The 11,555-nt window shown below is 67.0% G+C and carries 10 protein-coding genes; 4 read left to right on the top strand and 6 right to left on the bottom strand.

Going from position 1 to position 11,555, the window contains the following annotated elements; all coding sequences use genetic code 11:
• Positions 1-684, bottom strand: a 684-nt coding sequence (locus RTN46_RS06500) for an MBL fold metallo-hydrolase (protein ID WP_312179965.1), incomplete at its 3' end; no start/stop codon positions are given.
• A 152-nt stretch (positions 685-836) separates the two neighbouring features.
• On the opposite strand from RTN46_RS06500, the gene RTN46_RS06495 reads away from it, so the two are divergent.
• The gene (locus RTN46_RS06495; RefSeq protein ID WP_312179963.1) at positions 837-2,162 is read left to right on the top strand and encodes an LssY C-terminal domain-containing protein; all 1,326 of its coding nucleotides are present in this window, start codon (positions 837-839) and stop codon (positions 2,160-2,162) included.
• On the opposite strand, the gene gap is transcribed toward RTN46_RS06495, so the two are convergent.
• Positions 2,159-3,166, bottom strand: coding sequence for a type I glyceraldehyde-3-phosphate dehydrogenase (gene gap, locus RTN46_RS06490; RefSeq protein WP_312179961.1), 1,008 nt, complete (start codon positions 3,164-3,166; stop codon positions 2,159-2,161). The two genes, RTN46_RS06495 and gap, sit on opposite strands and share 4 nt — an antisense overlap.
• Before the next feature lie 111 nt (positions 3,167-3,277).
• On the opposite strand from gap, the gene RTN46_RS06485 reads away from it, so the two are divergent.
• Positions 3,278-4,480, top strand: coding sequence for an ROK family protein (locus RTN46_RS06485; protein ID WP_312179959.1), 1,203 nt, complete (start codon positions 3,278-3,280; stop codon positions 4,478-4,480).
• 75 nt (positions 4,481-4,555) lie between these two features.
• Positions 4,556-5,671, top strand: a complete 1,116-nt coding sequence (locus RTN46_RS06480) for a winged helix DNA-binding domain-containing protein (RefSeq protein ID WP_312179957.1) — start codon at positions 4,556-4,558, stop codon at positions 5,669-5,671.
• 282 nt (positions 5,672-5,953) lie between these two features.
• Here RTN46_RS06480 and RTN46_RS06475 read toward each other — a convergent pair whose 3' ends face one another.
• Together RTN46_RS06475 and RTN46_RS06470 are read right to left on the bottom strand one after the other, a co-directional pair.
• On the bottom strand, positions 5,954-6,409 hold the full coding sequence (locus RTN46_RS06475) for an NUDIX domain-containing protein (RefSeq protein ID WP_312179955.1): 456 nt from the start codon (positions 6,407-6,409) through the stop codon (positions 5,954-5,956).
• Between the two features lie 55 nt (positions 6,410-6,464).
• On the bottom strand, positions 6,465-7,490 hold the full coding sequence (locus RTN46_RS06470; protein WP_312179953.1) for an NAD(P)/FAD-dependent oxidoreductase: 1,026 nt from the start codon (positions 7,488-7,490) through the stop codon (positions 6,465-6,467).
• Between the two features lie 109 nt (positions 7,491-7,599).
• Here RTN46_RS06470 and RTN46_RS06465 point away from each other — a divergent pair, with 109 nt between their 5' ends.
• Complete coding sequence (locus RTN46_RS06465) at positions 7,600-8,202, top strand: XRE family transcriptional regulator (RefSeq protein WP_312179951.1); 603 nt, start codon at positions 7,600-7,602, stop codon at positions 8,200-8,202.
• A 7-nt stretch (positions 8,203-8,209) separates the two neighbouring features.
• On the opposite strand, the gene RTN46_RS06460 is transcribed toward RTN46_RS06465, so the two are convergent.
• Together RTN46_RS06460 and RTN46_RS06455 are read right to left on the bottom strand one after the other, a co-directional pair.
• Entirely contained in the window at positions 8,210-9,178 is a 969-nt protein-coding gene (locus RTN46_RS06460; RefSeq protein ID WP_312179949.1) for a bile acid:sodium symporter family protein, read from the bottom strand.
• A 128-nt stretch (positions 9,179-9,306) separates the two neighbouring features.
• On the bottom strand, positions 9,307-11,523 hold the full coding sequence (locus RTN46_RS06455) for an ABC transporter permease (protein ID WP_312179947.1): 2,217 nt from the start codon (positions 11,521-11,523) through the stop codon (positions 9,307-9,309).
• Between the last annotated feature and the right edge of the window lie 32 nt (positions 11,524-11,555).

Genomic DNA, 11,555 nt, shown 5'->3' with positions numbered 1-11,555 from the left:
AATATCCGCCGGCGGGCCGTGCCACGGAGTGCCGTGACCCGGCAGGACCCACGCGGCGTCGAGGTCAGAGATCCGGTCCAGCGACGCCAGCGCCTGTTCCCGGTCCGCGGTGAACGGCGAGAGGGCAGCGCCCGGGCGGCCGGTGAGGACGTTACGGGTGGTCAGCGCATCACCGACGAACACGGCGTCGGCCAGCGGAGAATACACGGCGATACTGCCGGGTGTATGACCGGGCAATCCGATCACCCGCGGGGAACCAGGCAACGTCAGCACGTCACCGTCGGCGGCTTCCAGCGACGCCGCCAGCTTCGGCGTGCGAAAGCCCCGTTTGCGCAGGCCATAGGCAGCGAACCGAAGCGTGGGACCCGGCCGCATCGGCCCGGCCTTGCCGCCGGGTTTCCTGCCACCGCGTGCCTGGGCGGTATCCGCGGCATGCAGGTATACCGGCACGCCGGTCTCGCGCCGCAGCCGCTCCGCGAAGCCAAGGTGGTCGCTGTCGCCGTGGGTGAGGACCAGGCCCTTGATATCGGCCAGGCGCCGCCCGAGGGAGGACAGCTCGGAGAGCAGGTCCTTCCACTGTCCGGGCAATCCGGCGTCGACAACGGTAATCCCCTCCGGCGTGACGATCAGGTAGGCGGCCACGATGTCGTTGCCGATCCGGTGCACGTGTGGTCCGAGGCGCATGCGTTCCTCCGATGGGGGGGGGCTGAAGCCGGTGCCGACAGCCTACAATCAGGCCGACAGATCAAGGGCGGGAACGGTCAACTTCACCGGGTCATCTGCGCTGCTCCTGTAACGGGGTTGACCCGGCTGCCTGCACGGCAAATGCTGGGCCTATGGCTCAGACGGGTTCGGCGGCCGGGAACGGGGAAGAAGCTCCTGCCCCGGAAAAACTCATCGACTGGGCGTTTTTTGTCTTCGGCGGGATCTCCGCCGTGTGGTTTGCCGTGCTGCTGCTGGAAGAGAGCCTGAGCTGGCGCTATATCTGGTTCCTGCTGATCTTCTGGGCAGTACTGGCTTACCTGGTCCTGCCGAGGCTGCACCGCATCCTGACACGCATCTACATCCCGAACTACTTTATGGGACGGTCCCGCACCAGCGACGGCCTTTTCGGGGATCCGGTTAATCTGGCGCTCCTTGGCCCGGAATCACGGCTCCGGGAAGCGCTGGACAAGGCGGGGTGGACCGAGGCGGATCCGGTGGACCTGCGAAGCAGCTGGCACATCATTACCTCCACGGTGCTGCGCCGCAGTTATGACAACGCTCCGGTCAGTCCCCTGTTCCTTTTTGGACGCCAGCAGGACTTCGCTTATCAGCAGGAGGTCGACGGGACGCCCGGCCAGCGCCACCACGTGCGTTTCTGGAAATGCCCGGACGGGTGGAAGCTGCCCGGCGGAATCGCCGTGGAGTGGCTGGCTGCCGCTTCGTATGACCGCTCGGTGGGGGTCTCCTACTTCACACTGCAGGTCACGCACCGGATTGGCGCGGACGTGGACCAGGAACGGGACCATGTGGTGGCCTCACTCAGCGCGGTGTCTCCTGCCGTCACGGTAACGGTGATCAAGGACTTCTCCTCCGGCTACCACTCGCGCAATGGCGGCGGGGATTCCATCGAGACCGACGGCGACCTGCCGATCGTGGACCTGGCAGCGCTTCCTCTGCAGCCCGGGGACAGCACACCGGTGCGTGTTGAGAGCCGGGAACTTCCTCCGGCGCCAACAGTGGTCGGTGCGGCCCTGGTGTTCCTGCGGGTGATTGCGGCCCTGTCGATGGCCGGCCTGCTGTTCAGCGGCTCGGCGGAGCGGACCTGGGTTGCGGATCTGGTGGGAGAGGACGGTCAGGTGCTCGACGACGCCGGCACGTACGTTCCGCTCGCCGTCGTTATCCTGGTTTTCGCCTGTTTCGAAACCGGGCTCGCCCTGCTGATCCTGCGGGGAAGCAACTGGGCCAGGCTTACGGCTATGGCCCTGAGTTCAGGGTCCATCATCCTGCAGGGGGCTTCGTTCCTGGCCGGCGACCCCAGCCACACGCTTCAGGGCGAGCGGCCGGCGTATGCGCTGGATGTCTTGATCCTGCTGGCCCTCTCCAGCGAGCGGGCCAGGCTTTATGCGCACCGAAGGCGTGCCCGGAAACGGGCACGCCTTCGGATTGGCTGCGGTTAGAGCTTGGAAGCGACCAGGCCGGTGAGGTCCACGAGGCGGTTCGAGTAGCCCCATTCGTTGTCGTACCAGCCGACGATCTTGACCTGGTTGCCCATGACCTTGGTCAGGCCGGAGTCAAAGATGCACGACGCCGGGTCCCCGACGATGTCCGAGGACACGATCGGGTCCTCGGTGTAGTTCAGGATGCCGGACCACTGCTCGGTCGCCGCGGCGGCGCGGAACGCTGCGTTGACTTCCTCCACCGTGGTGTCCTTGGCCAGGGTCACGGTGAGGTCTGTTGCCGAGCCTGTGGGCACCGGTACGCGGATGGCGAAGCCGTCCAGCTTGCCCTTCAGCTCCGGGAGGACCAGGGCGATCGCCTTGGCGGCGCCGGTCGAGGTCGGCACCATGTTCAGGGCGGCAGCCCGGGCACGGCGCAGGTCCTTGTGCGGGCCGTCCTGCAGGTTCTGATCCGCGGTGTAGGCGTGCACCGTGGTCATCAGGCCCTTTTCGATGCCGAATTCCTTGTTCAGGACATCCGCCATCGGCGCGAGGCAGTTGGTGGTGCAGGAGGCATTGGAAATGATGTTGTGCTGCGCGTTGTCATAGTCGCCGTCGTTGACGCCCATCACAATGGTGATGTCCTCACCCTTGGCCGGAGCCGAAATGAGCACCTTGCGGGCGCCGGCAGCGATGTGCTTCTTGGCGTCCTCGGCGCTGGTGAAGAAGCCGGTGGACTCGATGACGATGTCCACACCCAGCTCACCCCAGGGCAGGTTCGCGGGATCGCGCTCGGCCAGCACCTTGATGGTCTTCTCCCCCACCACGAGGTTGCCATCATCGACGGAGACCGGCTGGGACAGCCGTCCGGCAACGGAATCGTACTTCAGCAGGTGGGCCAGCTGCTTCGGGTCGCCCAGGTCATTCACGGCAACGACGTCGAAGCCGCTTCCGTTCTGCAGGGCGGCGCGGAGGAAATTGCGGCCAATACGGCCAAAACCATTGATGCCGACGCGGATCGTCACTTGGGCCTCCTCAGGCACTCGACAATAAATCCAGTGTTTATATTTAGGGACTAAATATATGAACTAGTACAATTATGCTGTTACGAACGCCACTCGTCAAAAGGGCACCTTATGGACTCCTCCGCCAGCACCCCGCAGCTCCTGCGCCGCACGAACCTGCGCACCGTACTGGATGTACTGCGCTCGGTCCCGTCCGTCACCGGATCCGACCTGATCGAGGCCACCGGGCTGACCCGCGCCACGGTGATCGCCGTCTGTGACGACCTGATCGCCCGGGGCTGGGCCCGCGAGAGGGAATCGGCCCGCACCGGCGGCCAAAAGGGCCGCCCCGCCCGCCGCTTCGAGTTCAACGAAAACGCCGGGCACGTCCTGGGACTCGACGTCGGCCTTGCCACCGTCCGCGTGCTGGTCGCCGATCTGGCCGGGACAGTAGTGGGCCAAACTGAAGTACGTTTCCCCCGCCACGGCGGCACGCCGGACGAACGGCGGGCGGCCGTCCTGGCCGCAGCGGACGCCGCACTGGCCGACGCCGGGATTCCGGCGTCGTCCGTCCTCTGCGCCGCGATGGGAATCGCCGCGCAGGTGACCGGTCAGGGAGCCATAGCTCCCGGGCAGGAACTGGCTCCGATGTTCGATCTTGGGCTGACGGCTGAGTTCGGACAGACCGGCGGGTGGCCCGTCCTCGTGGAAAACGACGCGAAGCTGGCCGCGCTGGCCGAACGGTGGCGAGGCGCCGGCGTAAACGAGTCCGATCTGGCCGTCATCCTGGCCGGCGAACGCCTGGGGACCGGTGTCATCGAATCCGGCCGACTGATCCACGGCGCCCGTGGCCGGGCCGGAGACATGGGTGGGCTGGAACTGGTCGACGGCGTCGGAAACCAGGATGGTATTGCCAAGCTTGCCCGGCTCTGGGGCAGTGCGGCCCTGGAAGCCGGACACAACGGACGGATCCGTGAACTCGTGGGGCCCGGAACCAACCGAGCCTCGGCCCGTTACGTCTTTGAGGCTGCCGCCGCCGGGGATGCTGTGGCCGCGGAGATCCTGGACCGGATCGCCCGGCGCATGGCCCGGGTGCTCGCCCTTGTTTCCACCTTCTTCGACCCGCGGCTGATTGTGCTTGGCGGCGCCGTGGCTGCTTCCGCCACCGCCCTGCTGCCGGTCATGACCGAGGAGCTGGCACGCTACGTCCCGAACCCGCCGCGCCTCGCCGTCTCCGGGCTGGGCGAGATGCTGGTTCCCACCGGCGCCGTGCGGCTGGCGCTGGACTATGTGGAGGCGCACATGCTCGAGCTCACGCCGCGGCCGGCGCCCTAAGGGACAGCACGGTTCCGCTGTCCTAGACTTTGGCTGCTGCGGAACATCCGGTTCCCGGCGGGCGGGAGCCTCAGCATGGAGAGCCGAACACGCACCGAGCTGCTGCACCAGCGGCTGCACAGCCACGGACTAACGACGCCGGTCAGCCTCACCGGCGGCCCCGCTGGGGTTGTGGACCGGCTGTTCGCCCTGCAGGGACAGGACCTCCCGGGTGCCATATGGTCACTGGGCCTGCGTTCCGGGAGCACCCTCGGCGAAGTGGCCGCGGCGTTCGACGACGGCACATTGGTCCGTAGCTGGCCCTTCCGCGGGACGCTCCACGTCCTGCGGGCCGAGGATGTCCACTGGACCCTGGCCCTGACGTCCGAACGGATCCTGCGCTCGGCCGTCCGGCGGAAGGTGGAACTCGAGCTCGATGCCGGGACCCTGGCGAAGGCCGGAGCGATTGCCGTAGGCGCTCTCTCCGACGGGGGCCGGCTCAGCCGCCGGCAGCTGCTGGGGCTTTTCGAGGCTGACGGCATCCGCACCACCGGGCAGCGCGGCTACCATCTGCTGTGGCATCTGTCAGTTACCGGCATAACCGTCCTGGGGCCGATGGACGGGTCCGAGCAGTTGTTCGTGCTGCTGGATGAGTGGGTTCTCCGGCCCCGACACTTGGACCGGGAAGCATCTCTGGCGGAACTGGTGCGCCGCTATTTGGCCGGCCGGGCCCCCGCCACGGAGGCGGACATTTCCTGGTGGTCAAAGCTGCCCCTGGCGGATATCCGTGCCGGCCTGGCGGCGGCAGCCACGGAACTGGAGGAGGTGCAGTACGGCAGTGTTGCCTACTGGCAGCTGAAGAACGATTCCAGCAGCCTGCCTGCCGCCGCGGATACCGCTTCCCGGACCACCTCTGTTGTCCTGCTTCCGGGATTCGACGAGCACCTGTTGGGCTACACGGACCGCAGCGCTGCCCTGGCCCCGGAGCACGCTCCGCTGACCGTTCCTGGCGGCAACGGCATTTTCAAGCCCACCCTGGTGCTCAATGGGCGCATCGCCGGGCTGTGGTCGAGGAAGTCGTCGGCGAAGAAGACGGTGATCACCCTGCATCCCTTCACGCCGCTTCCTGTTCGGGCCCTGTCCGGGATCCGGCGGGCGGCCAGCGACTACGGCCGGTTCCTTGGTGCGCCGGTGGAGGTTAGCTCCCCCTAGGCCTCAGCTGCCCGGCTGGGGCCCACGGTCCCGCGTCCTGCAAGTCACCTAAATCAACTATTGGTTATGCCGTAAAACACCACTCCGGCTCCGATCATGAAGAGGAAGCCTATCGTTGCAGTTCCGAGGGTCTGCGCCCGCGAAGGTGGATTCTGTTTACGAACGACTACTTGGATTAGTGCTAATAGACCGAATCCAAGCGCGATCAGGACGAGTATCTACTTCGATTCGACGTGGTTCACAAGCGAGGCACGCGGTCTTCTTCGTCACGCAGCTCCCCGATCATCCGGCCTCCAGAGCATCGAGCACCTGAACCTGCCCCTTGACCAGCTTGGTGCGCGCCGCGGCCAGACTGAACCAGCCGGCGTCGTCAATCTCCGGAGCCTCCAGAAAATGGCCTGAACGCGGAGGCCACTCCAACGGGAAGGTGTTGCTGATAATCCGCTCCGGCTGAAAGTCAGCCTCCGCGCAATAGACAGTGACGGTTTTCCGGGAGGACTGCCGGAACTCCCCGAGGAGCACATAGTCCGCCTCCGGGGCCGGACTTCCCATTTCTTCCGCGAATTCCCGCAGCGCCGCCTCATACGGGTCTTCACCAGGAGAGTATTCGCCCTTGGGGATAGACCAGGCGTGGGCATCCTTCCCGGCCCAGAACGGCCCGCCCATGTGCGCGATCCACACCTGGCGCTCCCCCGACGGCGCAAAACGGTAGAGCAGGACTCCCGCACTGGTGATCATGTTCCCCTCCGGATTCGCAGGCCACTTGGATCAGGATAGGGGTGCGGGAGTGCGACTAGGCGCGGGCAGCGACGGCCAGGGCGGTGTCCTCCATGATCAGGTCCCCGTTGATGGCGGCAGCCGTCATCAGCCCGGCGGACGCCGCCCCGATCACCTGGGCCATGGGCGCGGCCAGGTTTCCGGCGGCGTAAACCCCGGGAATGTCCGTGGCGCCCATGGGATTTACCGTGAGGGCCGTGCCGATCGGAGTTTCGCCGGCGAACTGCTCGGTGGGAGTGATCCCCAGGCCGGCCAGATAGTCTGCCCGCGCGCTCAGCCGGCTGAACACCACGACGGCGTCCCTGGCTTCGACTTCCCCGCTGGTCAGCCGGACACCGGTGAGCCGGTCCTGGCCCTCAATCCCCGCAACACCCCCGGGCACTACGCGGATGCCCCGTGCGGCAAGCTGCTCCGCCTGGGCCGCGTCCGGTTCACCGGTGCCGTTGAGGAAGAGTACGACGTCGGCGCTCCACTGCCGCCACATCAGCGCCTGGTGGACGGCGGTTGGCAGGTCGGTGGCCAGAATACCGATCGCCTGGTCCCGGACTTCCCAGCCGTGGCAGTACGGGCAATGCAGCACCCCGGTCCCCCAATGCTCCCTCAGCCCCGGGACCTCGGGGAGGACATCCGTGACGCCTGTGGCGGCCAGGACCCGCCGTGCCCGGACAAGTCCGCCGCCGGTCAGCTCAACGGCAAACAGGCCGCCGTCTTCCCGCGCGATCCCGGCTACGAACCCCTCAGCCACGGCTGCCCCGTAGCTTTCGATTTCGCTCCGTCCGGCAGCATAGAGCTCTGTCGGAGGGGTTCCTTCGCGTCCCAGATAATTGTGGACATGACCGGCGGGTGCGTTCCGCGGATCGCCGCCGTCGATCACCAGGACCGAGCGGCGCGCGCGGGACAGCGCCAGGGCGCCGCTCAGTCCCGCCGCCCCGCCACCGACCACAACGACGTCGTAGGTTTCACCGGCCAGCGCTGGCTGCGCCTGTGCAGCCTGGGTTGTCTCTGTTGCCTGTGGTGCCTGATTGCCAGTTGCATTGTTCATCGTGTTTCGTTCTCCTGCCCGAGCGGCCGTTCACCGCTTCCCTGATTCCAGTCTTGGCACAGACCGCCGGACAGGCAAACTTTTTTGCCGGTATGGCAAGATGCAGTCCATGGACGAAACCTTCCAGGACACACTCAGTGGCGTCGGCGCACGCCTCCGTTCACTGCGCACCGACCGGCAGTTCACACTGGCTGAAGTTTCCGAACACACCGGAATCTCCGTGAGCACGCTGTCCCGGCTGGAGTCGGGCGGCCGCCGCCCCACCTTGGAACTGCTGATGCCGCTTGCCAGGACCTACCGGGTGAGCATCGACGAACTGGTGGGAGCCCCGCCGACCGGAGATCCGCGGGTGCACATGCGCCCGCTCCGGCGGCACGGAGCCACGATCATCCCGCTTACCGAAAAGGCCGGCGGCATCCGGGCCTACAAGTACATCCTGCCGGCCCGGAAGCACGCAGAAACTCCAGAGCCGCGGACCCACGAGGGCTATGAATGGCTCTATGTGCTCAGCGGATCGCTGCGGCTGGTGCTGGGCGCGCAGGAGCTGCTTCTTCAGCCCGGTGAGGCCGCCGAATTCGACACCACGCTGCCGCACTGGATGGGCAGCACCCCTGCAGGAAGCGTGGAGTTCCTGGCCCTCTTTGGGCCGCAGGGCGAGAAAGCGCATCTCCGGGCCCGGCCGGCAGCGAAGCCCGGCCCGGCGGGCGCTTAGCGCGGGATCAGGCGGTGGGCCGGCGCCGCCAGAATGCTGCCATCACTGCGCCGGAGACGTTGTGCCAGACGGAGAAGACGGCCGCGGGAAGGGCTGCTTCGGGCGTGAAGTAGTCCCGTGCCAGGCCGGCGGCCAGTCCGGAGTTCTGCATCCCGACTTCCACGGCCATGGTGCGCCGGGACGCGATGGGCTGGCGGAACAGTTTCGCCGTACCGTACCCAAGGGCCAGGCCCAGGGCGTTGTGCAGGACGACGGCGAGCAGGATCAGCCAGCCGGCCGTGGCGATGGCGGCGGCGCTGCCCGCAACTACGGCCACCACCACGAAGGTAATGGCAATAACGGAGACCCACGGCAGGACCGGCAGGACCCGGTCCACCAGCCGGGGTGCCACGTACCTGATGACCAGGCCCAGCAGCACGGGGATCAGCACAATCTGGACGATCGAGAGGGCCATGGCGCCGGCGTCGACCGCCATGTAGCGGCCGGCCAGCCAGAGAGCCAGCAACGGGGTGAAGATCGGTGCAAGGAGGGTGGAGACGGAGGTCATCGACACGGACAGAGCGACGTTGCCCTTGGCCAGGTAGGTCACCACGTTGGAGGCGGTTCCACCGGGCGCGCAGCCCACCAGGATGACGCCGGCGGCCAGCTCGGGGCTCAGCTGCAGGGCCCAGGCAATGCCGAGTCCCAGCAGCGGCATGATCACGAACTGCGCCACCACGCCAAGGAGAACGGGCAGCGGCTGCCGGACCACCAGTGCGAAGTCGGGAAGGGTCAGGGTCAAGCCCATGCCGAACATAATCACCATCAGGCCCGGATTGATCAGCGGAGACAGGCCGGTGAACGGCGCTGGAAACAGCAGTGCCACTGCGCCTCCGGCGAGAATCAGCAGTGGGAAGACGGTGACGGCGATGCGTGCGCTGCGCTCTTCGGCGGCCTGGGCACGTTGAGGGGCTGTGAGAGCCGGGGTGGGAGACATCTCCACATGCTGGCACGCGCCGGCATTAGTCCGCGATCTATGACACGCCGGGGGCCGCCGCAGCAGCGGCGGCCCCCGGCCGTTTTTCAAAACTCCCGCCGGCGCACCGGCGGCGGTTCCGGAGCGGACTAGAGGGCGGCGGGCTCCTTCTCAACGGCCTGAACCGCGGCGGCGTCGTCAGTATCAGCGGCCCCTGCCGGTGAAGCCGGAGCATCGTCGACGGGCCAGGATTCGGTCCGCGGCGGCTTGATCCGGTCGATGACCATCACCAGCACCAGGGACACGCCGCCCCAGATGATGAGGGTCAGCAGATGCTTGCCCACGGTGTCGCCGCCGAAGTACAGGATGGAGCGGATAGCCTCCACTGCGGCCGGCATGGGCAGCACCTCATGCAGAAACCGGAAAATCCCCGGCTCCATGTAGATGGACATCGCCGCGCCGCCGGCCGGAATCCCCAGGAACATCAGGATGGCGATGACTGGGAGAATCGCGAGCATGCCGATAAAGCGGTCGAAGACGGCGGTGAACATGGCCATGCAGAAGATTGCCACTGCACCAACCGCCCACAGCGGCCAGAAATGGCCGTCGATGGCGCCGACGAACACGTCGGCGATGACCCAGAGGAAGGCCGAGAAGCCTACCGCCCAGGCGGCGACGAGCGGCACGAGCTTGCGCAGCGGACGGCTCGCTGGGGCCGCGGTTGACCCCACCACAATGATCATGAAGCCTGCCATGATCCAGCCCATGGCCAGGTACATCGTGGCCATGCCCATGGAGTCCCCGGCAGGAAGGGGGGCCACATCCTCGGTTGCCAGTTCCATTTGTGTTCCGGCTGAGACCTGGGCGAACACCTTGGTCACCACCTGCTGGGCACTGATCCCGGCAGCCTGGTTGGTGATGAGGGTGGGAGTGGGGTTCTCTGCGGACGGCAGCAGGTAGGCGGCGCTCATGGTGCGGTCCCGCACCTGATCCCGTGCCTCCTCGGCGGAGTCCACAACTGCCAGTTCAAACATGCCGGACATGTTCTCATCGAGGCCGGCCACGGCCCGCTCCGCCTGTTCGGCGGTGGCGCCGACGACGGCAACCGGCATGTCACGCGGTGTGGGCTGGTACATCGCGCCGAGCATCATCGAAAGCATCATCGCCACCATGGCCAGCGGGAAGAAACCCAGCGTGACGTAGCGCCAGGTGCGGCTCTTCGGGCGGGGGCCCCCGTGCAGAGAGGCCATCTGCACTGCCGGCGGGGCGGCGTTGGGCTTGCGGCGGCGGCGTAGGGCGTCGAGTCCGAGAGTGAGCAGCAGGGACGCGACGGCCCCGATCACCAGCACCAGCAGGCCGGACCCTGCTCCGTCGCCGTCAAAGTAGAGGACGGAACGCAGGGATTCGCCGGTGGCAGCGGCGGGCAGGAAGCTATGCAGGATCGGATACAGCCCGGGCATCGTATGCACCGACATACTCAGGTTGGAGGCGGGGACACCCAGCACCATCAGGAGCAGCATGCCCACCAGGACGGCCATCGGACCAAGGATCCGGGTCAGGAAGAGCTGGACACTGCCGACGGCGAAGACGGCAAGCCAGCAGATGCCCAGCACCGCGGCGGTGTGGCCCTGGACCACTCCCATCACCGGCCCCACGACCGTCCACACCAGGGCGGCGATCAGCGCGGCCCAGCCAGCCAGCAGCGGCACGAACCGCCGGAAACGCAGCAGCTCCGGCGAGTTGGACAGGACCACGCTCAGCGGCATGTAGCCGGCCAGCATCAGCGCGGTGGTCATAAACATAATGCCCAGCCCGGCCATGTCATTGGCCGGCAGCGGAGCCAGGTCTTCGGCCTGCAGGGTCAGGCCCTGGGCCAGCACCTGCGGCGCCAGCAGCGCCGTCACGGTGCTGGACTGGGAGGCACCGGCAGCACCGGCGGTATAGAGGGTGGCGCCGCCGTCGGCCAGCGACACTGCGCCGGAAACCTCGCGGTCGAGCACCAGCTGCCGCGCGTCGGCGGCGGAGCCCACCACCCGGACCTCGACGGCGTCGGGGTTGCTGCTCTCAAGCGCCTCAGCGAACCGGTCCGCCTGCTGGCCGGATCCGGCGACAGCGATCGGCATGTTGTGCGGGGTGGGGGCATGCATTGCCGCCAGGTAACCGCCGACCAGCATGGAGACCATCAGGAAGGGCATCAGGAACATGGCAACGTAGCGCCCGATCTTCTCTGCCTTGGCGCGCTTGGCCGCGGCTTCGTCGAGACCCTGGCTGTCCGTCTCCGGCGCCTCGTTCTCCGGCGCCTCGTTCTCCGCCGCCGAAACCGTGTCCGGCGGATAGTCGGGGGACGTGGGGGAAGTCTGGGTCAAGGCCGTGCTCCTGAGCTGTGATTCGATGGATG

The organism is Arthrobacter sp., from assembly GCF_031988865.1.
Classification (GTDB): domain Bacteria; phylum Actinomycetota; class Actinomycetes; order Actinomycetales; family Micrococcaceae; genus Arthrobacter_B.
This window is presented reverse-complemented; position numbering and strand designations above follow the sequence as displayed.

Bases quoted from the DNA above. Each gene is read 5' to 3' on its own strand.
- RTN46_RS06495 (WP_312179963.1), top strand. From the start codon at position 837: ATGGCTCAGACGGGTTCGGCGGCCGGGAACGGGGAAGAAGCTCCTGCC.
- RTN46_RS06485 (WP_312179959.1), top strand. From the start codon at position 3,278: ATGGACTCCTCCGCCAGCACCCCGCAGCTCCTGCGCCGCACGAACCTG.
- RTN46_RS06480 (WP_312179957.1), top strand. From the start codon at position 4,556: ATGGAGAGCCGAACACGCACCGAGCTGCTGCACCAGCGGCTGCACAGC.
- RTN46_RS06475 (WP_312179955.1), bottom strand. From the start codon at position 6,409: ATGATCACCAGTGCGGGAGTCCTGCTCTACCGTTTTGCGCCGTCGGGG.
- RTN46_RS06470 (WP_312179953.1), bottom strand. From the start codon at position 7,490: ATGAACAATGCAACTGGCAATCAGGCACCACAGGCAACAGAGACAACC.
- RTN46_RS06465 (WP_312179951.1), top strand. From the start codon at position 7,600: ATGGACGAAACCTTCCAGGACACACTCAGTGGCGTCGGCGCACGCCTC.
- RTN46_RS06460 (WP_312179949.1), bottom strand. From the start codon at position 9,178: ATGTCTCCCACCCCGGCTCTCACAGCCCCTCAACGTGCCCAGGCCGCC.